Origin of the sequence: Bdellovibrio sp. NC01 (assembly GCF_006874625.1) — a bacterium.
Lineage (GTDB): Bacteria > Bdellovibrionota > Bdellovibrionia > Bdellovibrionales > Bdellovibrionaceae > Bdellovibrio.
Genome location: NZ_CP030034.1, coordinates 1,513,473 through 1,539,321, shown reverse-complemented (window position 1 = coordinate 1,539,321; position 25,849 = coordinate 1,513,473). Strand labels below are relative to the sequence as shown.

Annotated in this window: 24 protein-coding genes; 3 read left to right on the top strand and 21 right to left on the bottom strand. The window is 45.4% G+C overall.

What is annotated here, in order from left to right:
* Positions 1-3: 3 nt before the first annotated feature.
* From DOE51_RS07355 to DOE51_RS07305, 11 genes are all read right to left on the bottom strand, one after another.
* On the bottom strand, positions 4-2,598 hold the full coding sequence (locus tag DOE51_RS07355; RefSeq protein WP_142695901.1) for an ATP-binding protein: 2,595 nt from the start codon (positions 2,596-2,598) through the stop codon (positions 4-6).
* Positions 2,576-4,792 carry a bifunctional (p)ppGpp synthetase/guanosine-3',5'-bis(diphosphate) 3'-pyrophosphohydrolase gene (locus tag DOE51_RS07350; RefSeq protein ID WP_142695900.1) on the bottom strand — a complete coding sequence of 739 codons (2,217 nt, stop codon included), beginning with the start codon at positions 4,790-4,792 and terminating at the stop codon, positions 2,576-2,578. The genes DOE51_RS07355 and DOE51_RS07350 overlap by 23 nt, the downstream gene beginning before the upstream one ends.
* Before the next feature lie 181 nt (positions 4,793-4,973).
* Positions 4,974-5,213: a DNA-directed RNA polymerase subunit omega gene (gene rpoZ, locus DOE51_RS07345; protein WP_142695899.1), complete on the bottom strand. Its 240-nt coding sequence runs from the start codon at positions 5,211-5,213 to the stop codon at positions 4,974-4,976.
* A 43-nt stretch (positions 5,214-5,256) separates the two neighbouring features.
* The gene (gmk, locus tag DOE51_RS07340) at positions 5,257-5,814 is read right to left on the bottom strand and encodes a guanylate kinase (protein WP_142695898.1); all 558 of its coding nucleotides are present in this window, start codon (positions 5,812-5,814) and stop codon (positions 5,257-5,259) included.
* On the bottom strand, positions 5,814-6,692 hold the full coding sequence (locus tag DOE51_RS07335; RefSeq protein ID WP_142695897.1) for a YicC/YloC family endoribonuclease: 879 nt from the start codon (positions 6,690-6,692) through the stop codon (positions 5,814-5,816). Before DOE51_RS07335 ends, gmk begins: the two co-directional genes overlap by 1 nt.
* A 34-nt stretch (positions 6,693-6,726) precedes the next feature.
* Positions 6,727-7,656, bottom strand: a complete 930-nt coding sequence (miaA, locus tag DOE51_RS07330; RefSeq protein WP_142695896.1) for a tRNA (adenosine(37)-N6)-dimethylallyltransferase MiaA — start codon at positions 7,654-7,656, stop codon at positions 6,727-6,729.
* Entirely contained in the window at positions 7,656-9,563 is a 1,908-nt protein-coding gene (gene mutL, locus DOE51_RS07325; protein ID WP_142695895.1) for a DNA mismatch repair endonuclease MutL, read from the bottom strand. The genes miaA and mutL overlap by 1 nt, the downstream gene beginning before the upstream one ends.
* A 55-nt stretch (positions 9,564-9,618) precedes the next feature.
* The gene (locus tag DOE51_RS07320; protein ID WP_142695894.1) at positions 9,619-10,206 is read right to left on the bottom strand and encodes a hypothetical protein; all 588 of its coding nucleotides are present in this window, start codon (positions 10,204-10,206) and stop codon (positions 9,619-9,621) included.
* 38 nt (positions 10,207-10,244) lie between these two features.
* A complete protein-coding gene (locus tag DOE51_RS07315; RefSeq protein ID WP_142695893.1) occupies positions 10,245-11,084 on the bottom strand; it encodes an SH3 domain-containing protein in 840 nt (279 codons plus the stop codon).
* A gap of 3 nt (positions 11,085-11,087) precedes the next feature.
* The gene (locus DOE51_RS07310; RefSeq protein ID WP_142695892.1) at positions 11,088-11,783 is read right to left on the bottom strand and encodes a polyprenol monophosphomannose synthase; all 696 of its coding nucleotides are present in this window, start codon (positions 11,781-11,783) and stop codon (positions 11,088-11,090) included.
* Between the two features lie 93 nt (positions 11,784-11,876).
* A complete protein-coding gene (locus tag DOE51_RS07305) occupies positions 11,877-12,317 on the bottom strand; it encodes a hypothetical protein (RefSeq protein ID WP_142695891.1) in 441 nt (146 codons plus the stop codon).
* Positions 12,318-12,397: 80 nt separating this feature from the next.
* On the opposite strand from DOE51_RS07305, the gene DOE51_RS07300 reads away from it, so the two are divergent.
* From DOE51_RS07300 to DOE51_RS07290, 3 genes are read left to right on the top strand one after another with little or no spacing between them, the layout of a single operon-like run.
* Entirely contained in the window at positions 12,398-13,051 is a 654-nt protein-coding gene (locus DOE51_RS07300; RefSeq protein WP_142695890.1) for a hypothetical protein, read from the top strand.
* Positions 13,052-13,058: 7 nt separating this feature from the next.
* A complete protein-coding gene (locus DOE51_RS07295; RefSeq protein WP_142695889.1) occupies positions 13,059-13,724 on the top strand; it encodes a hypothetical protein in 666 nt (221 codons plus the stop codon).
* A gap of 6 nt (positions 13,725-13,730) precedes the next feature.
* Positions 13,731-14,333, top strand: coding sequence for a Yip1 family protein (locus DOE51_RS07290; protein ID WP_246845456.1), 603 nt, complete (start codon positions 13,731-13,733; stop codon positions 14,331-14,333).
* Positions 14,334-14,400: 67 nt separating this feature from the next.
* On the opposite strand, the gene dut is transcribed toward DOE51_RS07290, so the two are convergent.
* The 10 genes from dut to DOE51_RS07240 form a co-directional block, all read right to left on the bottom strand.
* On the bottom strand, positions 14,401-14,850 hold the full coding sequence (gene dut / locus DOE51_RS07285) for a dUTP diphosphatase (RefSeq protein ID WP_142695887.1): 450 nt from the start codon (positions 14,848-14,850) through the stop codon (positions 14,401-14,403).
* Complete coding sequence (locus DOE51_RS07280) at positions 14,847-16,115, bottom strand: pitrilysin family protein (RefSeq protein ID WP_142695886.1); 1,269 nt, start codon at positions 16,113-16,115, stop codon at positions 14,847-14,849. Before DOE51_RS07280 ends, dut begins: the two co-directional genes overlap by 4 nt.
* Positions 16,115-18,211 (bottom strand): polyribonucleotide nucleotidyltransferase, encoded by a 2,097-nt coding sequence (gene pnp, locus DOE51_RS07275; protein ID WP_142695885.1) that lies wholly within the window; start codon positions 18,209-18,211, stop codon positions 16,115-16,117. The genes DOE51_RS07280 and pnp overlap by 1 nt, the downstream gene beginning before the upstream one ends.
* A 213-nt stretch (positions 18,212-18,424) precedes the next feature.
* The gene (rpsO, locus tag DOE51_RS07270) at positions 18,425-18,694 is read right to left on the bottom strand and encodes a 30S ribosomal protein S15 (protein ID WP_142695884.1); all 270 of its coding nucleotides are present in this window, start codon (positions 18,692-18,694) and stop codon (positions 18,425-18,427) included.
* Between the two features lie 146 nt (positions 18,695-18,840).
* The gene (gene truB / locus DOE51_RS07265) at positions 18,841-19,755 is read right to left on the bottom strand and encodes a tRNA pseudouridine(55) synthase TruB (RefSeq protein ID WP_142695883.1); all 915 of its coding nucleotides are present in this window, start codon (positions 19,753-19,755) and stop codon (positions 18,841-18,843) included.
* Positions 19,756-19,767: 12 nt separating this feature from the next.
* Complete coding sequence (gene rbfA, locus DOE51_RS07260) at positions 19,768-20,187, bottom strand: 30S ribosome-binding factor RbfA (RefSeq protein ID WP_142695882.1); 420 nt, start codon at positions 20,185-20,187, stop codon at positions 19,768-19,770.
* Positions 20,187-23,168 carry a translation initiation factor IF-2 gene (gene infB, locus DOE51_RS07255; RefSeq protein ID WP_142695881.1) on the bottom strand — a complete coding sequence of 994 codons (2,982 nt, stop codon included), beginning with the start codon at positions 23,166-23,168 and terminating at the stop codon, positions 20,187-20,189. The genes rbfA and infB overlap by 1 nt, the downstream gene beginning before the upstream one ends.
* Positions 23,169-23,208: 40 nt before the next feature.
* Positions 23,209-24,603, bottom strand: a complete 1,395-nt coding sequence (gene nusA, locus DOE51_RS07250; protein ID WP_142695880.1) for a transcription termination factor NusA — start codon at positions 24,601-24,603, stop codon at positions 23,209-23,211.
* A 44-nt stretch (positions 24,604-24,647) separates the two neighbouring features.
* Complete coding sequence (rimP, locus tag DOE51_RS07245; RefSeq protein ID WP_142695879.1) at positions 24,648-25,172, bottom strand: ribosome maturation factor RimP; 525 nt, start codon at positions 25,170-25,172, stop codon at positions 24,648-24,650.
* A gap of 235 nt (positions 25,173-25,407) precedes the next feature.
* Positions 25,408-25,845 carry a GNAT family N-acetyltransferase gene (locus tag DOE51_RS07240; protein WP_142695878.1) on the bottom strand — a complete coding sequence of 146 codons (438 nt, stop codon included), beginning with the start codon at positions 25,843-25,845 and terminating at the stop codon, positions 25,408-25,410.
* Positions 25,846-25,849: the final 4 nt, after the last annotated feature.

Sequence of the window (25,849 nt, the reverse complement as noted above, 5' to 3'; positions counted from 1 at the left end):
CCGTTAGGATTTGAGCCAGATGACGAATCTTGTTTGTTTGCTTGTTTCGTCTAAATAGAATTTGCCGCCGTGGCTTTGAATAATACCTTGAGAGATGCTTAAGCCTAAACCAATCCCCTGCCCCACTTCTTTTGTTGTGAAGAACGGTTGCATGATTTTGCTGCGCAATTCTTTTGGCACGCCGGGACCGGAATCCGTGACGCTGATTTCGATTCCATCAGAAACTTTTTTCGCTTCGATAACAACTTTACGAACTTGCGACTGCGCTACTGCATCGTAAGCGTTGTTCAAAAGATTCAAAATCACTTGCGAGATTTGATACGGACGACAGCGAACTTTCAAGTTCGGTTCAATGGAAGCGACAAGATCGATGTTGTCGTTTCTAAATTTTTCCGTACAAAATGCCAAAGTATCATCGATGATTTGATCCACACTTGAAACTTCATCGCTACCCTCGTGCGATTCACGCGAATAGGTTCTTAAGCCGCGGATGATTTTAGCAATACGCTGTACTGTTGAATCAATGGAATCGACACGGCGATTGATCTCTACATCCCCGTCTAAACCTTTTTGCGAAAGTTGCTTTTTCAAGACGCTGACGTAACCACTGATGATCGCCAGCGGATTGTTAATTTCGTGCGCGATACCAGCAGCCATCTCACCCAGCGAAGCTAAGCGTGACGACGTCATGATAAGTTTTTCTTGTTCTTTCAAAAGATTTTCGCGCTCTTTTTTCTGAGTGATATCTTCGAAGATCGCCATATAGCCCGCGATTTCTCCATTATCACCAACCACGCGGCTGATAGAAGCGACTGTAGAAAGTCTTTTGCCAGATTTAGTAAGTAACGTGCGTTCAGATGCAGAGCTATAACCTAATTCAAAGATAGCTTCCGCAAAATCGCGATCCGTCGGTAACGGACGACCTAGGCGCGCTTCCATCTGTCCACGTTTCATCATCAGTTCATCGTGATCGTGGAATGCGTAAGGCGAAGTGCCAACCAATTCTTCGACACTGTAACCAAGCAACTTCACCATCGCATCGTTAACATCCAAAATTTTTATATCGGCGTCGGTTGTAAACACAATAAGGGAAATACTATTGCGTGCGGCGTTCTGCCACTCTAACGATTGGCGTGCTTTACTTTCTGCTTTCTTCGCTTTTTGGAAGAAGTGAACTGCCAACGACAGAAGCAATGAAATCGTCACCCCGAAAATAAATACGAAACTTGGCAAAACGGATGCGTTGGCACGGATCAATTCAGGCTTTGGCGTCAGCTCGATTTCCCATTTTGCATTCAGATACCTATACGTTGTTTTATAAGTCCAGTCGCGCGCATACGTCCCTTGAGCTTTGCCAGTCGAAATCAGCTCGCGGCCATCTTCATAAATAGTTAGATCGTAGTTTTCAACTTTCGCAATACGCTCAAAGAAATCTTTTGCGATCACAGCGGCAGAAAGGATTCCCTGAAATTGATCTTCACGAAAAATCGGTGCAAAGATAACAAAGCCACTTCCACCGGTTTTTAGTTCAAAAGTGCTCGACATACTCATGGTGCGATTTTCGACGGCATACTTTACGATATCGCGCACCGTAGGTTCTTCAGAGACATTGACGGATTTGATCTTTTCCCCGCCATTAGTTAACGGATAAACCCAACGAGTCACATAGTTTTCATCGGCCCATGTGACACGTTTAATTCCACCGAAATCTTCAATGAAGCTGGCAGAGTCCAACGCCCATACCTCATAGTTTGGATAACGATGAAGTGCAAAACGTCTGGCCATATTTTCCAACGACGTTTTCACCGGATAAAGAGTATTATCCATGTTGGTTTTCAAGGATTCAGCGCGAATCTCGGTGATACCGCGATTTCTATCGAAGTCTTTGACGACTAAGAGTTGCCAAATCAGCAACGACGTCAAAATCCCGATGATCAACATATAGAACGGAATGAAGTAACGCCCTTCAATGTTATCGGACTGTTCTTTCACTTTCGTACGAAGTTGCGCAAGCAGCGCGATACTTAACAAAATAATGGACGTTGAAGTGTGCACGGCCATTCTAGAAAAAGAACCCCAACCATACTCCGAGTTGAAGTTAAAGACGTATCCTAAAAGACCAATTACACCAAAACCGAAAGCCAAACTGGAAGCGGTACTGCGCACATACTGACACAGTGTCGAGCGCTTATTGAAAAACAGCGCAAGTCCCAATAAAGCGGTTGTCCCCGCCACACTCGCAGCCATGCGACCTGGATAATTCGAATCAAAGAAAGGTTTTACAAAAAACGTATCAATGCCGAAATTTATGTTCAGCGGATACTGAATCAAAACCACGCCAGAAAAAATCATGACAATGACGGAACAAATGCGCCCGAGTTTTAAATAACTGTATTCAGAAAATAAAACTCCCAAAGAAAGAAAACACAAAAGAAAGGCACTGTTAAACACCATTGGCGCAAACTGCGGGCGCACGCGAATCAACATAGGATCTTGCACGATCCATCCGAAGATCACAGTCAGTCCCACGCCCAACACGATCAGTGCCAGGACGTTATGGAGTTTTGGTAGTTTTCTAATGAAGGACGCGAGAGACACCGATAATGCCTTTAATTTTTTGAATTTCGTAAATGGCCTGATTCAACTGACTTGCATCGCGAACGCTGACCTCAAAATTACAAACGGCTTTTTTATCTTTTGTCGTACGAATTTGCGCCGATTGAATATTGATACCTTGTTGAGCAAAAGCCTCAGACATAGATTTCAAAAGTCCCGGAACGTCTTGAGAGATAATTTTCAAACGCACGATACGCTCTTGGCCCTCGCCCGCTTGTTTCACATTCCAAGTCACATCGACTTTGCGAAGCTGATCGAATTCGAACGCTTTACGACAGTCACTGCGATGGATTGTAATACCGCGGCCACGACTGATAAAACCAACAATCGGATCGCCTGGAATCGGATGACAGCATTTTGCATAGTGAACAAGAACGTCGTCCATACCATCAACGCTGACCAAAGAATTTGATTTCTTCGTTTTTTGCGTCGCTGCTTTGAAGACTTTCTCCATGAAAGAACTGTTTTCAGTTTTTGCGGCTTCTTTCGCAATCGCTTCTGGAGAAATGCGTTCTACCAAAATTCTTGTTTCAAGTTTGCCGTAACCGACAGCGACATAAAGCTCGTCAGTGTCAGCAAGGCCGTGATCCTTTAGATAATTTTCGTAGTGCTCGCCCTTCATGTGCTTCGCAGCAGCCATGCCGAATTTGCGGAATTCTTTTTCCACAAGCTCTTTACCAAGAAGAATGGCACGACGGCGTTGTTCTTCTTTAACGAAGGCACGAATTTTTGCTTTGGCTTTATTCGTAACAACAAATTTCAACCAATCTTTCGACGGCTGTTGTGTTTTTGAAGTCACGATTTCAACAGTGTCCCCGTTTTGCAATTGATGCTTCAAAGGCACCATCTTGCCATTCACGCGCGCACCGACACACTTGTTACCAAGTTCGGTATGAACGGCGTAAGCGAAGTCGACCGGTGTCGCACCTTCAGGGAATTCACGCACATCTCCGTTCGGAGTGAATACGTAAATTTCAGACTCAAATAAGTCCGTTTTTACAGTATCCAAAAACTCGTCAGAACTGCGTGTTTGTTGATGAAGATTCACAAGGTCACGAAGCCAGTTCGCTTGTTGCAAGTCGGAAGAGTCTTCCATTTTGCCGCGCTCTTTGTACTTCCAGTGAGCCGCGATACCGCGCTCAGCGACCAAGTTCATTTCTTGAGTACGAATTTGAATTTCAATACGCTCACCGCCCGGACCAATCACTGTCGTATGCAACGACTGATAGTTATTGGTTTTAGGCATGGCGATGAAGTCTTTGAAACGACCAGGAATTGGTTTCCACAACGAGTGGACCAAACCTAGAACGGCGTAACACTCAGCGATTGTATCGACAAGCACACGGAACGCCAGAACGTCATAGACTTGATCGTAATCGATGTTACGTGATTGCATTTTTCTATAGATCGACCACAAGTGCTTTGAGCGACCATAGACGTCGAATTTAAAGCCAGCTTTATTCAGCTCTTTAGAAATTTTCGATTTCACATCTTCGATGTAACGGCTTTGTTCGGCTTCAGTCTTTTTAACCTGTTGAACAAGCGTGTAGTACATCTCTGGGCGATAGTAACGGAAACACAGATCTTCAAGTTCAGTCTTTAAAGAGCTGATACCCATGCGACCCGCAAGTGGACAATAAATTTCCAAAGTTTCAAGCGCGATACGCTCTTGCTTATCAAACGGCATGAAGTTCATCGTGCGCATGTTGTGCAAACGATCGCACAACTTCACCAGAACGACGCGCACGTCTTTACCCATCGCTACGATCATCTTGCGAATATTTTCGCCTTGTTTTTCGTGCGAGTTTTTAAATTTCATCTGACCGATTTTAGTAACGCCATCAACCAAGTGCGCGATCACATCACCGAACTCGCGACGAATATCATCAAGAGTCGCATGCGTGTCTTCCACCGTATCGTGAAGCAAACCTGTCGCAATCGTATCTAAATCCAGTCGCAAATCTGCAAGAATAGCTGCAACAGAAAGTGGATGAGAAATATACGGCTCACCCGAACGACGAATCTGTCCTTCATGAGCTTTCTCAGAAAAATAATAGGCTTTTTCAATGACTTTCAAATCCGCGCTCGGCCAGTAACTGCGAATGCGGTTCAATAGATCTTCAACTGTCTTAACGGGCTTATGGGAAAGGCCGTCCTCTTTCTGAGTCTCAACCATATCCACTAGAATACCCTAAGTTTACATAGAACCAACTAAGAATTCAGAAATATTAGTGTTTTTAGGATGTTAGCGACCTTGGACTGGCTCGATAAAAAGGCTCGATTTCAGAAACGAAAAAAGCGCACCTGAGTGCGCTTTTCTTGTCATTCCTCGAGGGAATTATGAACAAATGAGAGGATTACTTATTAAGGTCTTTCTCGATTTGTTTGATAGCGTCAGCATTATCCAAAGCTTCAGCGTAACCAACGTTACCGATAGCCACTTCACGAAGAGCGCTAACGATGTATTTGTTGCTCTTAGTTGAAACTGTAGCTTCTGCACCTTTAAGAAGTTGCTTCGCTCTTTTAGCGACCATCAATACAAGAGCAAATCTGTTAGGAACTTTTTCCAAGCAATCTTCAACGGTTACACGAGCCATTTTTGCCTCCAGGCGAATCTACATACAGGGAGTGAAATTACCCTTAACCTAGCAATTCTTCAACGATTTTTTTGAATTGCTCGTAGGAATGATCGAACTTATCGTTCACGATCTGGTAATCGAATTTAGAGGCCTCACGCAGCTCTTTTTCGGCATTGGCCATTCTGACTTCGATATCGTGAGGCATACCGCCATCGCGTTTCTCAATGCGACGACGCAGCTCATCAATTGAGGGTGGGAGAATGAAAATCGTCTTTGCATCCGGATACTTAGACTTAAATGTCAAAACACCTTGGATGTCGATATCCATGATCGCTGTTTTGTTCTGAGCCCAGGCATTTTCAATCGAAGCGTAAGAAGTTCCGTAGTAATTCGTGTGAACTTTCGCCCACTCGACAAAGAAACCTTGTTCGATCTTATTCTGGAAGTCGTCGTGGCTAATGAAGTTGTACTGAACACCGTTCGTCTCCCCTTTACGGATTGAACGCGTAGTATAAGTAACGATGTCGACCAAGCGATCGTTTTCCTTGGTCAATCTTTCGACAAAGCTACTTTTTCCTGCGCCACTCGGAGCGGCGACGATGATCATGCGTGTCTTCATTATTGCACGTTTTGAACCTGTTCTCTTAGTCTCTCAATAAGGGTTTTTGCTTCTACCACAGCCTGAGTGATCTTGGCTACCTGAGACTTCGAACCAATCGTATTCACCTCGCGGAGCAGCTCTTGAGTGTAGAAATCCAATTTCTTACCCTCGGCCTGTTGCGACGACACTAATTGGCGGTAGTTTTTAATATGCTCACTTAGACGAGACAATTCTTCGTTGATGTCTGCCTTTTCAAGCTGAATCACGATTTCTTGCGACAATCTAGTTGGATCAATTTCATTGCCTTTAAGACGAGCACGAATTTTTTGTTCAAACTTGTCTTGAAGTTGTGCATTAGCTTCTTCGCGCAAACCCGTGATTGCCTTCACTTGTTTTTCCAGCGAAACCAGCAAAGCCGTCAGATCGTTACGCAAGGCTTTTCCTTCACGTACACGTTCTTTATCGCAATTCTTACAAGCATCAGCGAAAGCTTTCTTCAAAACTTTTTCTTCGCCAGCAAACAATTCATACGTTTCCTCAAGCTTGATCACATCTGGCAAACGCGCCATAGCTTCAAGATGTACTTGAAATGGAACGCCCAACTCTTTGGAAAGATGTTTGTATGCCGTGAGATATTTTTTCGCCAATGCATCGTTCACCGTCATCTGCGTTTTGCCGCCCACGTTTTTCACGCGACGAGAAATAAACACATCAACTGTTCCACGCAAAAGCGTTGAAGATAAAACTTTTTTAAGATCGCCTTCAAAAGCTACGAATTCACGAGGTAAATGGAATCGAGGCTCCAAGAATCTGCCATTCACTGAACGAATGCTCACCTCGATAGTGACATCCTTTGATTGAACTCTCGCGTTGCCGTAACCTGTCATGCTTTTCATATTGCCTTCATTCTCCGCGCCCGTAGTTTTCGGGTCAAGATTTCAGAAATTTCTCGACCTGTGCTCGCGCTTGCTCGAAACCCGTGCCGCCATCAAACCAGTGAATTGATTTGTCTCGCTGAAACCACGTTTTTTGTCTTTTAGCGAGCTGAGCTGTACTTGTCGTAATCGCTTCTTGTAATTCACTGAAAGGAATTTCACCTTTCAAACATTCAATCGCTTCCTTATAACCAACCGAACTGAGCGGAGCCCAGTTTTCCAAACCTTCGTCGAGGAGAGTTTTTGTCTCTGCCAGCAACCCGTTTTGCAACATGATCGCCGATCTTTTCGCAATTCGCTCGCGCAAAAGTTCACGGTCCCAACTTGGGCCAATCTTTAACAGCGGAAACGGAAATTCTTCACGTTGATCTTCGAACTCTTTTTGGATTTGCGTAACACTTTTGCCTTCGCTGCGAATCAATTCGATCGCGCGCCCGATACGATACTTATCGGCTAAATGAATTTTAGCCGCATACTCGGGGTCCATTTTTGTCAGTTCCGCGTGAAGTTTTTCCGAACCGCCCGGTTCAGAAAGTTCTTTTTCGATTTGCGCTTTTAATTCCGGCGCCACTTTCATGACCGGATACATGCCCTTTTCAATCGCCATGAAATAAAAACCAGTACCACCCACAACAAATGCGGGCTGACCTTCAGGAAGTTGTTCCATCACCTGAAAGAAATCACGGGCATAATTACCAGCCGTCACTTCTTCCGGAGGATTCACATAATCGAGTAAATAATGTTTTACGAGGGCCTGTTCTTCTTTACTGGGCTTCGCCGAACCGATGTCGACTTTGGTGTAAAGCTGAACGGAATCGCAGTTAATGATCACCCCGTTAAATTCTTGCGCAAGCTTCAGCGCCCACTCGGATTTCCCAGTGGCCGTGCTGCCGACAACAAAAATCACAGGATTCTTTTTTCCCATTAAACGATGCGACCGAAATCTTTTTCCAATTTATAGAACGGATATTCAACACTCACCGGTCTGCCATGCGGGCAGAAACTTGAAAGTGGGAATTGATCCATCTCTTTCAGCAAATTCTTCATCTGCTCAATGCTTAACGCCTGTCCTGCACGAACGACCGAATGACACGCCATTGTTGCACAGATATCACCGACTGCTCTTTCCAAAGAATAGCTGCCACCCTGCTCGACGATTTCGCCGGCCATGCGGTCCAAAACTTTTCCTAGGATTGATTCTTTAATAAACAACGGTGCGGCCTTAACACCCACAGTGCCCGGGCCCAAGGCTTCGATATGAACACCTAGGCGTTCAATATCTTTTGCGAGCAATAAAATGCCTTCCACTTTTTCCGGAGACATATCAATCGCGAGTGGGAATAGGAAATCTTGAATATCAATTTTTCCACCCTTCCATGCACTCATCAGGCGCTCAAAAGCAACACGCTCGTGGGCCGCATGTTGATCGACGAAAACAATCTTGTCGCGATTTTGTGTCACGATGTATGTCAAATTCGCCTGTCCCAAAACTTCAAGCGATGACCAGTAGCCACCCCCAGAAGTTTGTGGTGTCGCTTCTTCCGTCAGCGGAGTTTGTTGCGCCGGAGATGTCGGCGTCATCAACTCTTCGCGAGCGGCTGCGGAATCCGCAAGCGTTTGATAATCCAACTTCGTTTGCTGAAACGTGGTTGGGAATGAGAAATCTTTTTTCTGGAATTGAGTCACCTGCAAAGAGGAATCTTCGAAAGAAAGATTTTCCTTCGGCATCGACTTCGCGAAGTTCGGCAGACCTTGAGTCGTTTTAAATTCAGAAGTCGCTTCAGCACCACTCGGGTCTGCGGAAGCCATTCTACCAGCGGCCGAGGAAACACTTCCCGCAGTTTTCGGAATCCACGGAGCTTGCTCCAGCGTCGAACGCACCGAACCCGCCACCGCACGGAATGCAAGCGAAGGATCTTGGAATTTCACTTGTGATTTTGTTGGATGAATATTCACGTCGACACAGTCTGGATCTAACTCAACCCAAACCGCAGCAATCGGAAACTCACCGTGCATCAGCAGACTGCGATAGGCTTCATTGACTGCCGCTTGCAGACTGCGATCTTGAATCCAACGATTCTGTGCAAACAGCCAAATATTTTTTGATGTCTTCGCCACGTTATGAGGATCCGCAAACACCGCATACGCTTTCACGTTTTCGCGAACCGCTTCACCCTCAAACATCGGTTTGATTTCTAAGATCTGTTCAACACGGTCTTTGCGATTATTACATGCAGGCCAGAAGTTGATCAGCTTGCCGTTTTCTTGAATACGAAATTCCACATCAAAATGGGAAAGCGCCATCGCCTTTAAAGTCGTCTTGATCGCAGTGTGTTCAGCGGCGTCTGATTTTAAAAACTTCAAACGCGCCGGAGTGTTTTCAAAAAGATTCTCCATCAAAATCGTCGTGCCTTCAGAGCCACCGATTTTGTTGATCTCGCTTTTTTTGCCGAATTCACTGATCAGTTGATGAGCTTGTTCATCGCCTTTACGACGAGACGTCAAAGTGATTTTTGAAACCGCCGCGATACTCGCAAGCGCTTCCCCACGAAACCCGAAAGTGCGAAGCTTCCACAAGTCGTCTGTTTTTTTGATTTTGCTTGTCGCGAATCGCTCTAAAGCTTTTGGCAAATCGGCTGGCGCCATGCCTTTACCGTTATCGATCACTTTGACGTTGCGACCACCGTCAAAATATTCCACATGCACGCGCGTAGCACCCGCATCGATACTGTTTTCAACCAATTCTTTGACAAGATGGGCAGGCCGTTCAACCACTTCGCCGGCAGCGATTTGGTCGACAACTTCAGGGGATAAAACGTGGATTTCTGACATAATCAGCGACTCTGCATCAGGGCCTAATCGCTGTCAAACCTACTCGGCGCGTCAACTACTCCTGATCAGGCTTCTTGCAATGGCCTTGATCTTGGCATTTCAAAAGCTGCATACGAAGCTGCTTAATCTCGCTTAAATTCAAATCCAGCTCTTCATCAAAGCCCTTTGCCACACCGCCTGCTTGCGACACAAATACGAACGGGAAAGAGCTCGCAAAATTGGCAGCCGTAAGCTTTGTGCCGTCGTAAGACGTAAAGCGCATTGCCTGCGGAGTTTTACCCAAATGCCACAAGAAACGAAGCTTCTGCGATTGCGCTTTTTCAAGGCCGCCAGCGAAGTTTTTCCAGCACTTCACTTCTTGCACAAGGATCACTCTGTTCGAGCTTTTTTCAATCACGATCACGTCTAATTCGCCGATCGTTAAGGCCCCCGTGTCGTATTCGATATCACCTGTGATTGTGTATTGATTTTCCGGATACGCAGCACGAATTTTAAGACGCGCTAATTGTTCACACACAGCACCGTCTGGTTCCCAGTTCTCACCCACATTTTGTAGAGATTGAAATGCAGCTTGGATGTCGCCCGCAAAAGATTGATGAGTAACGAAAACCAAAGTCAGAAATAATGTAAAACGTAAAATCATGTGAAAGGCTTTGCCCGAGCGGTAGCCCGAAGTCAAAGTTAAAACTCGAAGCCCCAGCTGACGCCTATTCCTGGGTATTTGTTTTTTTCCCAGTAGTACTTAACGTCGGAACGAATCGCCGTTTTGCTGATTCTATAAGCAAGTCCCACATCAAACAAAATACCGAGCGCCATATCATCCGCAGAGTAGCCTTGCGAAACGCCGCCATTATTAAGGTGCAAATCAAAATGCGAATAACGCCACGTCGGACCGAACCCGTAATACATCAGGCAATCTTTTGTTAAGGTGCGCACCGTTTGCAAAAGAAAATTCGCATTCACGATAAAACCACCAGCACTCTCACCGGTTTTATCTTCGTAGTACGAAGGCGCGCCACTATGAAAAATCAAATTGGCATCGGTATAAACTTCGCCACTGAACAGAGTATTAAAGCCCGTCCACTTAAAGCCATAAAACATCGTCATCGCTGAACGTTCTTCACCCATGGTGTCTTCCGTGTAGTTTAGAAACTCCACAACGGGACCCCAGTGACGAGTCGTAAAAAAAGCAGGTCGATTTTCTTCGTGCTCTTTTTGTTCTTTGAGTTTTTGGGCTTCTTTTTTTGTTTCCGCAGTAACTTTCAAATTACCGGGGCGAATATCCGTTTCAGAAATCCAGCCGACAGTTCCCGGCTTCACACGAATTTTAAAAAACGGACCTTTTTTGCCAGTAGAAATACTGTAGACCCCACCTGGAGGTAACACCGCAATCACCGGTGCATCAAAATCTGGATCACGATAAATCTGCGCTTCATCTGCAACAATCGTCCCCTGCTGCGCCGTCTGCGCAAACACTTGAACAGGGAGGATGAAAAAAAGAATCAGCGCAATGAATTTCATTTCTTATTTAAAGCGCATGATCCAGACGCGATAGAAGGCTTCGATCACGATTTTCAAAGACATCTTACTTTGCCCAACACGACGATCTTCAAACACGATTGGTGATTCTGCACCTTTAAATCCGCGTTTCATCGCTTTGTATTTCAATTCAATTTGAAAGCTGTAGCCATTCGACTCAACCGTTGAAAGATCAATACCTTGAAGAACTTCTTTCTTCCACGCATTGAAGCCACCCGTCCAATCGTTCAACGGGAAACCAAGAATCAGACGCGAATAAATCCCGCCGCCGCGAGAAATAATCTTACGCATCAGACCCCAATTAACTGTACGACCACCCTGAATGTAACGAGAGCCCACAGCGAAATCATTCTTAGACAATGTATTCAACAACGGACCCAAATCTTCGGGGCGATGTGAAAAATCCGCATCCATCTCAACCAAAGCTTCATAGCCTTGATCCATACCCCAACGGAAACCAGCGATGTAGGCTTTACCCAAACCTTGTTTTCCTGGGCGAGATAGCAAATGCAATTGCGGAAGATTTTTTTGCATTTCGCGAACGATCGCACCTGTTCCATCCGGAGAGTTGTCGTCAACCACAAGGATATCGACTCCAAGATTTTGTGCAAAAATAGCAGGCACAATAGTTTGAACGTTTTCTTTCTCGTTGTATGTCGGGACAATGACCAATGTTTTCATGCCCCTAACGTCGCATAACTGAAGCAATGAGGCAACGAAATCTGGTTTTTAAGATGATTACAGAAGCTGCTCCAGCACTAACGGCCTCCGCCGTTAAATAGAGCGAGAAACGAGCTTGCCTTTTTCTTTAGCCTGCAAGGCCTTTGCTTTCGCGGCCGGAATCGCAGGCAGGTTCAAAGGTTTCGCTAAAAGATATTTAGGATCTTCTTTACGCATGTCTAATTGCGCGCGCACTTTAGTCGCTGCAGCCTCTGGATCTTTCGTGTACAAAATGGGATCAAAGCCGCAAGTTCTGCACACGACAGACAAGCGCCAACGAATTTGCACGAAGGTTTCAGAGATCGCCAAACACACAACGAAAGCAATAATGGCGCGCGGATCGAACTCTTGCCAGATCGCGAACATCAGAACAATCGCAGCCATAGCGCTGGCCACGACATTCATCACAGAAATATTCTTCTTACGATAAATGCGACGAGGCGTTTTGCAAAAAGCGCAGTAGCAGTTGTTTTTGGCTTGGAATAAGGAAAACATCCTCTTCAGTGTGCCAAAAGGATGGTCTAGATTGAAAGATCAATTTATGAAAAATGACAAAGTCTTGCTAGAATTGAATAATGACTAACAAAAATTCATTCAAATTTGTATTGGCGGGACTTTTATTAGCTTTAACCCCAACTATGGTCTGGGCGGCTTCCGGTAAGGATTATGAGGAAGTCAGCTATGACGACCTTCTGAATGAACTCTCTTCTAAAAAGACAAAGCTTCAACAAGAGAATAACACAGCAGGCACTCCTCGCCTTCATGTGGGTATCGGTTACGCAAACTCATTCTCTAACATCTCAACAAACGGCGAAAAATTCAGCCGCCACGCAACGGGTATTCAGTTAAATGCCGGCACTGATTTGATTTCTCCAGAGTGGTACGCAGAAGGCATCTTCAGAAACTACGGTTCAAACTCGAACGGTTCAGAAGATTTTTCTTTGCGCGAACTTGAAGGCAAAATCGGTTACACAAATCTTTTGCAAAACGTTTGGCACTACACAATTAGCACGGGTGTTTCAAATCGCTTTATGACTTTCAAAGACAACACTCGCGGCATCAATGTTGACGAATCAACACCGGCCCTTGTGATTTCAACGGGTGCGTACGCACAAGTTCACAGAAATCTTTCAATCGGTGCAGAGATCAGCGGTCGTACAGCGATGGTCAATAAGACAGCCGATCAAAACAGCTTTGACTTTGCATTTAGATTAAATACCTCTCTATAATTAGAGAGTGGATTTTATAGTCATATTACTCAGCCTCTTTGTTATCACACTCGCCCTGGCCATCTTTTCCAATCGCGCCAGGGCCCGTAAAGAAATCCATTTCGAACTTCAACCAAACTGTTTACTGACTCGCTGGCCTCTGGTTTTCGTAACCGGTCCGCGCAGCTTCTTTTACTTCGATAAATATTGGAATCAGTACACATCCTTCATAGCCGAACACGGCTATGAAGTTTTCAATGTGCGCCTACCATGGAATAAAACGACGTTACGTAAAGAACGCTTCAAAGAGTTTTTAAAACAACAAGAACAAGCTCATCAGAAATTTCATCTCTTCTTAGACTCCCCGACGTTTGCTGAAATGGAAGACCTTTTGCGCAACCACAATGGCACATGCCTGATCAGCGTGACTGAAATCAGTGATGCCGGGAAATCTCATCCCAGCTCCTCGCTGAAACCTTTTCCGTTTCCAGTGGGTCTGATTGAATTAAATCCCGATGGCAAAGCTTCGTTTTTTACAAAACTTTCTTACACGCTTCACTTGGCTTCACTGACTCGTTATCGATTGCTGTCGTTGAGTTCTCTTGGAGCCGCCCCAGAAACTTTTCTGACAAATGCTAAGATGTTATTAGAGCGCGCCCACGACCTTGCTGAAACAGATTTGCGAAGCGAATAATTCGCCTTGCCAGATCTTACGTCTGGTGCTGCAATATTAGACATGAACGACTACAGAGACGTCACACCTAATCAGTCCCCTTCAGGTAAACAAACAGCAAAAGAAGTGATCGGATATCTTGTCGATTATCTTCGCCATCCGATTCACAAAATCAAAGTTCTTCCCGACTGGCACTGGTCAACTCTTGTTGTAACGTTGATCGTGATCTCGATGATTTCAGGAGTGATCACGGGCCTAGTTCCACCGAACTTCTTCCGCATCATGAGTGGCGTCATCGTTTCGCCAATGGTTGCGATTGTAACGGCTTTCGTGGGTGCTTTGTTTATTTACTATTACTTTCAAGTTTTCGAAAAAAGAACGTGCTCACTTCGTCGTATCTTCACGTTGATTCTTTTCGCTGACATTCCGTTCTTTATTTTCCAAACTGGCAGCGAGTTGATTCCACCCATCACCTTGGTGGGCTTCGCCTTCACAGCGCTATTGATGGCCGTCGGTTTAACTGAAAATTTCCAAATGGAAAAAAGAAGATCTTTGCGTTTGGTTACGATCCTGTTCGCGATCGTTTTCATCTTGTGGTTATGGAACCGCATCGATGCCGCGAGATTATAGGCCAGCAGGCCAGAGCGACTCTTCGTTTTAAAAACAAAAAAGGCTTCGTCACCGAAGCCTTTTTTTATTACGCGCGACCTGTTGAGCCGAAGCCACCAGCACCGCGTTCAGTGTCTGATAATTCATTCACCACTTCAAAGTGTGCTTGGTAAACCGGCGCAATCACCAATTGAGCGCAACGCTCTTGATCGTTGATCGTCACAGATTCATTACCCAAATTAATCACGATGATTTTTACTTCACCGCGATAATCAGCATCGATCGTGCCCGGAGTGTTCAACACTGTCAGACCACTTTTCGCTGCCCAACCGCTGCGTGGACGAGCCTGGATTTCATAACCCAATGGAATTTCAAAGCTCAAACCTGTTGGAATCAAAGCGCGTTCGCCTGGATTCAAAACAACCGGTCCTGCCAATTGCGCGCGAACGTCAACGCCGCTTGCACCCGCAGATTGATAAGCAGGGATTTCCCCGTGGAAGTTTTCAAGTTTCTTAATTTTCACAGTCAATTTATTCATAATTCAATCCCTTCCCACCAGTCTTTAACGTCATTCACACCAGGCCCTAGCAAGACGCCAGAAGCTTGAGATAAATCGATCTCGTGTCGAAGATAATGGTTCACAGTATCTACGTTCACTTCGTTGATCTCTTCAATCACCGATTCAACCGACCGATATTGGCCGAAGACCATCTCATTCACCGCTAAAGAAGTCATACGATTTTCGATGTCGTCAGAGCCCAGCAAAATACTGCCAGTCACCTGCGTCTTAAACATTTCAACGTCGTTTTTCGAAATACCTTTTTTACGAAGCTTCGCAAACTCAGCCGAAATCAAATCGCCGACTTTGCGCACGTTCTTCGCTTCAGTACCCGCATAAATATTCAACATCCCCGAATCGATATTTGTATTCAGACTCGAGAAGATGGAATACACCAAGCCCTTTTTCTCACGCACAGATTGATACAGCTTTGAAGTCATCCCGCCACCCAAAAGAGTATTCAAGATCACAGCTTCAAAACGATATTTGTCTTTAAAACTTGCTGTCGGCAAACCCATCAACATATGAACTTGCTCTGCTTGTTTTTCAACCACGTGACGACGTTTCAACCAGCGAGGTTTTTTACGCGTATTTTTCAATGCACTTTTTTGCTTACGACCTAAATGCTTCTGCACACCTGCCATGAAGTCTTCATGATCCAAGCAACCAGCGGCACTGATAATGATATTCTTACCCGTATAGTTCTTCTTATAATACGACATCACTTGCTTTTGATTCATCAACGCAATTGATTTTGGCGTACCTAAGATCGGACGACCCAATGGATGAGCGCCATAAACTTGGTCATAGAAAATATCGTAAATCACATCTTCGTGGTTATCTTCAGACATCGCGATCTCTTGCAAGATCACGCCTTTTTCTAACCCGAATTCTTTTTGATTCAGATGCATGTTCGACACAAGGTCCGACAATACATCCAAAGCTTTTTCCCAATGATCTTTCAACACCAGCGCGTGATAACAAGTGTATTCACGTGTTGTGTAAGCATTCAAATCTCCACCCAAAGCTTCCAAAGATTTTGCAATCTGATAAGCCGAGCGAGAATTCGTGCCTTTAAAGACCAAGTGTTCAAGCAAATGTGACATGCCGGCGATTTCAGGAACCTCATCACGAGTCCCCGTCAACACCCACACACCGATAGAAACGGCACGGGACCCTGGATGAAACTCGCTCATCACTCGGATCCCGTTAGATAGTTCAGATTTTTTGAACTTAATAGACATTATTGGTTAAGAAGCGCCTTACGAGAAAGCTTGATACGACCAGCGCGGTCTACTTCAAGAACTTTCACGTCGATAGTTTCGCCTTCTTTAAGAACGTCAGTTACTGCACGAACGCGCTCGTTAGCGATCTCAGAGATGTGCAACAAACCTTGCGTGTTAGGCAAGATTTCAACAAATGCACCGAACTCAGCGATCTTAACAACACGGCCTTTGTACACTTTGCCAACTTCAGCTTCAGCAACGATGTCGTTGATCATGCCGATAGCTTTTTTAGTCGCTTCAGGATCTGCAGACGCGATGTGGATTGTACCATCATCTTCGATCTCGATCTTAACGCCAGTCGCTTCAGTGATACCGCGGATAACTTTACCGCCAGAACCGATAACTTCACGGATTTTATCTGGTTTAATTTTGATCGTCTCGATACGAGGAGCAAATTCAGAGATTTGACCACGAGGAGTTTTGATCACTTTTTCCATTTCGTTCAAGATGTGCGAACGACCTTCTTTAGCTTGCGCCAAAGCTTGTTCCATCACTTCGAAAGAAACAGAGTCAATTTTGATATCCATTTGCAAAGCAGTGATACCTGCAGGAGAACCAGCAACTTTGAAGTCCATGTCACCCAAGTGATCTTCGTCACCCAAGATGTCAGTCAATACTGCTACACGGTCGCCTTCTTTGATCAAGCCCATCGCCACACCGGCAACGTTACCTTTCAAAGGAACACCAGCATCAAGAAGTGCTAGAGTACCAGAGCACACTGTACCCATTGAAGAAGAACCGTTTGATTCCAAAACTTCAGATACGATACGGATTGTGTATGGGAATTTTTCGTGATCAGGAAGAACTGCTTTGATCGCGCGTTCAGCCAAGTTACCGTGACCAATTTCACGACGACCCAAACCGCCCATACGACCCACTTCACCTACAGAGTATGGAGGGAAGTTGTAGTGAAGCAAGAACTTGCGTTTTTGAAGACCCATCAATGAATCAACCATTTGTTCGTCATCACCAGTACCCAAAGTTACTGTGCCCAACACTTGCGTTTCACCGCGAGTGAAAAGACCAGAACCGTGCGCACGAGGAAGCAAACCAACTTCGTTCGCGATAGGACGTACAGTTTTTACGTCACGACCATCGATACGAACTTTGCGATCCAAGATCATTGAACGAGCTTCATGGTATTTCAACTCTTCAACGATAGTGTTCAATTCTTTTTTACGTTGTTTCAACAAGTCTTTATCAGTGATAGCTGACAACAAAGATTTTTCAGCTTCAGCAGCCGCCGCATTTGCAGCAGCATAACGATCTTGTTTTTCACGGATAGCAAGAGCCGCCGCGATTTTTGGTTTCAAGATGCTTTCAGCAGCAGTTCTGAAGTCAGCATCGATAGCTGGTGCAACGAATGCACGTTTTGCTTTTGAACCTATTTTTTCACGCAATTCATCTTGCGCGTTCAATAGAGGCATCATTGATTGGTGACCGAATTTCAAAGCAGCCATAACGTCTGCTTCAGAGATGAATTTCGTTTCACCTTCAACCATCAACAAACCATTGCGAGTACCCGCAACGATCAAATCCATGTCTGATTTTTCCATTTGTTGTGGAGTTGGATTCGCTACAAGTTGACCATCAACGCGTGCAACTTGGATCGCAGCTGTTGGGCCATTGAACGGAATGTCTGAAGTGTGAAGAGCTGCAGAGGCACCCAAACTTGCTAGAATCTCTAGAGGGAATGCGCCGTCAGCAGAAAGAACTGTCGCTACTACTTGAGTTTCGTGACGGTAGCCTTCTGGGAATACAGGACGAATTGGACGGTCGATCAAACGCGCGATCAAAACTGCGTCGTTTGTTGGTTTTGCTTCACGTTTGAAGTAACCACCAGGGATTTTACCAGTCGCATAGTATTTTTCGATGTATTCAACTGTTAGTGGGAAGAAATCTAGTTCTGAGGCTTTTTTAGAAGATGTCGCAACAACAAGAACCATGTTGTTACCACAAGTAACTAGAGCAGAACCATCTGCTTGTTTTGCCAAACGGCCTGTTTCGATAGTGATCTGTTTTCCGCCTACCGAAGTTGTCACAGTCGTTTTCATTATGTCTCCTTGGAATTCTGGCAGAGCCTTTATGCTGTGCCGTTGTGAAGGGCTGTCTACCCTTCGAATGCTATATTGTTTCTCTCGTTTAATTCTTTTTTATTCTTTTGTATTTGGGACCGAATTTCAATCACTTGTGCAGCTTGATAAGAATGCACTGGATTAAAAAAGCTAAAGGGGCTTTTCGCCCCTTTAGTGATTTCTAGAATCAGATTACTTACGGATATCAAGAGCCTTAAGAACTTCTTGATAAGCTTTAACGTCTTTACGGTGAAGGTAATCCAAAAGCTTACGACGTTGGTTAACCAAAGTCACAAGACCACGGCGACCGTGGAAGTCTTTTTTGTGTTTAGAAAAGTGCGTAGTCAAATCGTTGATTCTTGCTGTCAACAAAGCGATTTGTACGTTTGCTGAACCAGTATCAAGATCACTAGTTTTGAATTTTTTTACGATTTGTTCTTTTTGTTCTTTAGTGACTGCCATTAACGTCTCCTGTTTTAAATGTTTCGTTCAGGTTTCCCACCCTCAGATCGTCATGGCTGTCGACCCAGGTAGGTTTGAAGATAAGGTTCTAACTGTTCCCGCGAAGGCGGTCAAGTACTCAAAACGACTAATCTTTAAAGACGCCTTTAGTACTTAAAAACTCGACGAAGCACGAATCCTTTACCCGGTTCTAAGCCAATAAGGGCCAATAAAGCGCCCGTTTCTTGAGCAACAACTTGGATATATTGATCTTCTTCCGGCTTAAAAAGGGCTATCAACTGCGAACGCAGGTCATGGCTGATTTGACCATTCCCCAAAAGCACTTGATCCTGACCGCGAACGCGAATTCGTTTGATCTGAGGCAAAGCCATGTCCATTTTCACGAACGATGAACTGAAAGTGCCTTTTTTAACACAATCTTCGATGTCTTCCAGGGTTTGCGCCTGCTCTAGCAGGTAAGGAGCCGAATAGGTTCTGCGCAAAGCACTCATCGCCGCCCCACAGCCCAAGGCTTTCCCTAAAAGATCGACCCAAGTACGGATGTAGCTGCCTTTTGAGCAGCGTAAATCGAACTCGGCCCAATCCGCCCCACAATCCAAGAACTTGATATCCCAGAAATTCATCACTTTCTTCGGAATCACAACTTCTTGTTCTTCACGGGCGTATTCGTACAATTTCTTACCCTGAATTTTAATCGCAGAGTAAATCGGAACTTCCACTTCCATTTCGCCAGACAATTTAAAAGCCTCACGCAAAAGATCATCCTTTGAGTGAGTCACCGGCAACGTTTCCAAGGTCTCCCCTGTCACGTCCAAAGTATCAGTGCGAATTCCAAACTGAATGCGCACGCGATAGCCTTTATCGCCTTCCAAAATATATTGGCTTAACTTGGTGCCTTCATTGATTAAGCACGCCATCAAGCCCGAAGCCATCGGATCCAAAGTCCCCGAATGCCCGACCGAGCGCGTGCCCATAATACGACGAAGTCGTGAAACGACGTCATGGCTTGAAATACCTGATGGTTTATCAACCAACAGAAGACCGTTAAATGTATTGTTCATTAATTAGAGATCCTAGTTTTCGTCAGAGTCAGCGTCGCCGTCGGTATCTTCATCCTCTGAAGTTCCGCTCGCCTTACGCTCTTCCGCAAGTTCATGCAGAATGCGCTCTACTTTTAAAACCTGATCCGTGGCGTGATCTGCAAAGAACGTCAATTTTGGGCAATAGCGCATTTTGAGTTCTTTACCGATATAATTTTGAATTTCAAAAGCGCGATCTTGCAGAAGCTCAATCGCTTCTTCTTTTTGTTCATCCGAACCAAGAACGCTGATGTAAACCTTAGCAGCACGCAAATCCGCTGGCATACGCACCGATGCCACAGTCACAAGACCTGGCAACGGCGTTTTAAAACCACGGATCAAAAACTGAGCGATGGTAGCTTGAATCTCTTTTTCTACGCGAGCGACTCGGCGCCCATCACCCATGTTCTTCATTACTGAGCTCCGCTAGAAAGTTCACGAGCAACTTCTTTTTTCACGTATGCTTCCATCATATCGCCCACTTTAACGTCGTTATAGTTTTCGATACCGATACCGCATTCGTAACCTGCTGCCACTTCTTTCGCGTCATCTTTGAAGCGTTTAAGTGAAGAGATTTTTCCTTCGTAAACGATTTTATTTTCACGAAGCAAACGAATCGAGTTGTTACGTTGAACTTTACCATCAAGAACGAAGCAACCAGCGATCAAGCCGACTTTAGGTACGTTGAATGTGTTACGCACTTCTGCGCGACCCATAACTTCTTCCACCACATCTGGAGAAAGAAGACCTGCCATCGCCGCTTTCATCTGATCGATCAATTCGTAAACGATAGAGTATGTTCTGATGTCGACACCCAATTGTTTCGCTTTAGCTTGTGCGCCCAAGTCAGGACGTACGTTGAAGCCCAAAACGATACCTTTTGAAGTGTTCGCCAAAGTTACGTCGTTTTCGTTGATACCACCAACAGCCGCATGGATAACACGCGCTTTAACTTCCGGAGTGGAAATCTTAGCAAGCATGCCGTTGATTGCTTCCAACGAACCGTGAACGTCTGCTTTCAAGATGATCGCAAGCTCTTTCACATCACCCGTTTTAACTTTCGCGAAGATCTCATCCAAAGAAAGTTTTTGCGCAGGTGCATTTGCAATTGCAGCAGCTTTTTCTTTACGAAGAGTCGACATTTCTTCAGCAGTTCTTTCATCTTTAACGATGTCGAACTGATCACCCGCTGCTGGAACACCGTCAAGACCCAAAACTTCCACTGGAAGACCTGGACCGACAGATTGAACTCTTTCGCCTTTATCGTTCATCAAAGAACGAACGCGACCTTTCATAACACCAGCAACGATGTATTGGCCTACTTCAACAGTTCCGTCTTTAACTAGAAGTGTTGCAACAGGGCCTTTGCCTTTTTCCATTTTCGCTTCGATCACAAGACCTGTACCCGAACGTTTTGGATTGGCTTTAAGTTCAGCAACTTCCGCAAGCAATTTGATTTGCTCAAGAAGCTCTTTCAAACCTGTTTTCTTCAACGCAGAAACTTCTACGAAGATCGTGTTACCGCCCCATTCTTCTGGAACGATTTCAAGTTCAGTCAATTGTTGCTTGATACGTTCTGGATTCGCACCTGGCTTATCCATTTTGTTCACAGCAACGATGATTGGTACGCCCGCTGCTTTAGCATGATTAATAGACTCTTGAGTCTGTGGCATCATACCGTCGTCAGCCGCAACCACGATAACCGCGATATCCGTCGCATTCGCACCGCGAGTACGCATAGCCGTGAAAGCCTCATGGCCCGGAGTATCTAGGAACGTAATCAACGAACCATCATCAAGTTTTACAGAGTATGCACCAATGTGCTGAGTGATACCGCCGGCCTCGCCTGCAGCTACGTCAGCTTTACGGATAGCATCTAGCAACGACGTCTTACCGTGGTCGACGTGACCCATGATAGTCACAACCGGTGGACGAGTTACTTTTTCTGCATCCAAATCACCGAATGCTGTTTCTTGCGCAACATCTTCAGCAGTTTTGAAGACGTTTTGTGCTTCCCAACCGAACTCTGGAACGATCAATGCGATCGTATCGAAATCAAGGTCCGTGTTCATGTTGGCCATCACACCATTTTGCATCAAGACCTTAACGAGTTGAGGAGCTTTCAAGCCCATCTCCATCGCCAAGTCAGTCAGCTTCATCGTGTTATTAACTTTAACAACACGTTTGTGAGCTGCTGCAGTTGTGATTTGCGTTTTCATAGCGTCACGATCCAAAGAACCTTTTTTCTTCTTCGGTTGGAACACCATTTCACGTTTACGGAATTCAACAGCGTTGAAGTCCTTCACTTCCTCTTCTTTTTCCTTCTCACGTGTGCTTGGGCCGGCACCGAAGCCAGCAGGACCTGCCGCCGGAGCTGCAGTACCGAAGCGTTTACGCTTATCGAAGTCACGATTTTGGAAATGACCACCTGATTCTGGCATTGGTTCCGGTGGAGCAGCTTGCGCTACGAAACCAGGACGAATGTTACGAGTCGGTGCACCACCCGCTGGACGATTGAAGCCGCCTGGACGAGGAGTGAATCCGCCACCACCTGATGAACGGTCTGGACTGTAGCCACCGCCTCCTTGACCGGCAGGACGAGGAGTGTAACCGCCTTGAGGACGTTCACCACCACCCTGACGTTGTGGAGCTTGAGTTTGAACGCGGGAAAGATCCATACGTCCAATGATATTTCTTTTTGGAGTTGTCGCAGGAGTTGAAGAACTCGCTACACCACTTGTGCCCACTACTACTTCTTTCTTACGAGCAGCAGGTGCCGCTACTGGAGCCGGAGCTTCAGTCGGTGCTGGTGCCGCTGCTTGTGGAGCAGCTGGAGTTGGCGCTGGAGCTTCGACTTTTTTCGGAGCTTCCACTTTCGCCTCAACCGCAGGAGCTTCTGCTTTTGGAGCAGGAGCCGCTTTTGGTGCTTCTTCTTCTGGAGCCGCTTCGGCTTGCGCCGGAGCTGCAGCTGCTGTCTTCTTAACAACAACACGTGTTGTTTTCGCCGGAGCTGCTTCTGCTTCAGGTTCCGCCGCTTCTGGTTTCGAAACAACTTTTGCTTTTGTTTCTACAACCGGTGCGTCTTCTTTTTTACGACGGATCACAGGGGCTTTCGCCGGAGTGGCCGCTGCGGCATCGCCCTCAGCAGGAGCTGCAGCAGCTGCTGGAGCTGCTTTCTTCGCTGGAGCTTTTCTTGTTGCCGCTTTCTTTGGCTTAGCTTCTTCAGTGGATGCGCCACCGCCGCTAAGTTTGATTTTAATTTGCTCTAGAACGCTAGGTTCAAGTTCTGCCATGTGAGATTTCACAGGCAAATTCCACTCGCGGATTTTATCCATGAGGGCTAGCGGGGTCATCCCGACTTCTTTTGCAAATTCAAAAACTTTTGGATTACTCACTCAGTCTCCTGTGTATTTCCCAAAAACAGTTTAGTAATTACTATTCTTCATCCGCTTCTTGTGAATTGAGTTTTTGCAACTCTTGTTTCAACAAGGCGTCGGCTTGTTCTTTTGCAGAACTGCCTGATTGTTTGCTAGCTGCAGATGGAGCTGTTGGAACTGGAATGCCTTCAGCTTCATATTTTTTAACTACAGCTTTTGCGTCGTTCAAAAGCTTTTCAGCTTTTTCTGGATCGTCGTAACCAGGGATCGTCATAATGTCTTGGACTTGTGCAGTCGCAACAGACTGGAATGAACCGAAACCAGATTGGAAGATGTTTTGTGCCATCGTCTCATTCATGCCTGGGATCAACATCAAGTTGAAGATTGATTCCGCAGTACGAGAAGCCGCTGCTGATTCAGAAATGATATCCAATTTCCAAGTCGTCAATTTAGCTGCCAAGCGAACGTTTTGACCACGTTTACCGATTGCCAAAGACAATTGCGAATCTGGAACAACGATTTCCATCTCACGGTTTGAGTCATCCAAGAAGACACGTGAAATTTCAGCCGGAGCCAAAGCGTTGCACGCGAAACGAGTGATGTCTTCATCCCAAGGAACGATATCGATTTTTTCACCACGAAGTTCTTGTACGATGTTTTGTACACGAGAACCTTTCATACCAACGCACGCGCCTACTGGATCTACCGAGTTGTCTTTTGAACGAACTGCGATTTTCGCACGTTGACCTGGTTCACGAGCTGCCGCCATGATTTCAACCACGCCGTCATAAATTTCTGGAACTTCCATTTCAAAAAGTTTCATCAAATAACGTTCATCAGCGCGAGACATGATGATTTGTGGACCACGAGTTGTTTGACGAACTTCTGACAAGTAACCTTGAATACGGTCACCTGGTTTGTATTGTTCGCCAGGGATTTGTTCACGAGGTGGGATGTACGCTTCCGTACGACCCAAATCGACAACGATAGCACCTTTTTCTACGCGACGAGCGATACCAGATGCGATCTCACCTTTACGTTCTTCGAATTCATTGAAGATGATGTTGCGTTCAGCATCACGCACTTTTTGCATGATGATTTGTTTCGCAGTTTGAGCTGCGATACGACCCAAATCTTGGGCTTCCATTTTAATACCAATAGAATCGTCCAATTGAACGTTTGGATCTAGTTTAACTGCATCGTCGTAAGGAATTTCAACTTCCTCATCCACGAATTTTTCACGAGGAACAACTTCTTTGAACTCGAAAAGTTCAACTTCGCCAGTTTCTTCGTTATAAGCTGCTTCAATCTCACGGTATGTCCCGTACTTCTTACGAGCCGCTACAAGCATTCCTTGAGTGATAGCATCGATAACAACTTGTTTGTCGATACCTTTGTCTTTACCAACTTGTTCAATCACTCTGGAAAGATCTGAAAACATACTTTCAGCCATGGTTTCCCTCTCTGCAATTACCCTGAATTCTTCAGGGTGTGGATCTACTTTTTCTGACCTTTATTAATCTCAAATACTACTTTCGCTTTTTCGATCATGCCGTATGGGATTTTGAAATCCACATCGTCAATCACAAAGCGAACGCCCTCGTCGTCTGCAGAAGCAATAACGTTTTCTACAGTCTTCGCGGCCTTCCATTTTTTATCTTCAACACCGGCGCTTTCTAGAGCCTTCGTTGTTTTCAGATAAACTTTTTTACCGACAGCTTTTTTAAAGTGCCAAGGTTTTACAAGGTGACGTTCCAAACCTGGAGTGGAAACTTCAAGATTGTAAGCTCCCCCAGGAATCAATTCTTCGTCTGCATCCAAGAACACATTCAGAGCTTTAGAGACATTCGAACAGTCTTCAATACTGATCGCGCCTTCTTGTTCTTTATCGATGAACAAACGCAGAGTTCTGCCTTTGCCTGCGCCTACGAATTCGATATCGTAAAGCAAACAGCCTTCTTGTTTCGTGGCTTGTTCGGCAAGTTGTTCAACTTTTCCCATCCAAGCTTGTTTTTCTGACATTTAAATCAACCCCACTAATACGAATACACAGCCGCCCATAGCACGGGTGGCTCAAACTTAATTCCAATGTGTGGAGTGAAGTGAAGTGCACCGGATTTGCTCAAACGCTTACATAAAACGTATCTGGCGAATCGGCCCGTGTTCGAGTGGCAAAAAAAATGGGCCTATTAAAGGCCCATCGAACGAACTTAAACTAACAAAAATATCGAAGCAGTGCAAGGAGTTATCTCAATTCTTAGGGACAGGAGTACAAAAGAGCTGTGGCCCCATCTTTATAATACCTCGGTCGCCGCCCGCTCAGCTTAAATCCGAGCTTTTCATAGAGTTTTTGAGCCGCATCGTTATCCTGGTGGACTTCAAGCCAAAGCTCACGATTTTGACCCTTCGCGGCTATAAGATGCTTTATAAGCGTCTCCATCAACCCGCGCCGGCGAAAATCAGGGTGAGTGACCACTAAAGAGATCTCCCAAGCTCCCGGCACATCCCGATAAAGCACGAACCCCGCGAGCTTTTCATCTTCAAAAATACCGACAGCTTCCGCGGTTGCAAGCTCCGCCCCCAACAGGTCCATCGGCCAGTAAAAGCCCGCTTGCAATCCTTGATTCGCAAGCACAGCTTCAATCAAAGCTCGCATTTCTGGTTTATGTGGCGTGTACAAAGATTCAATGCGCATAAGG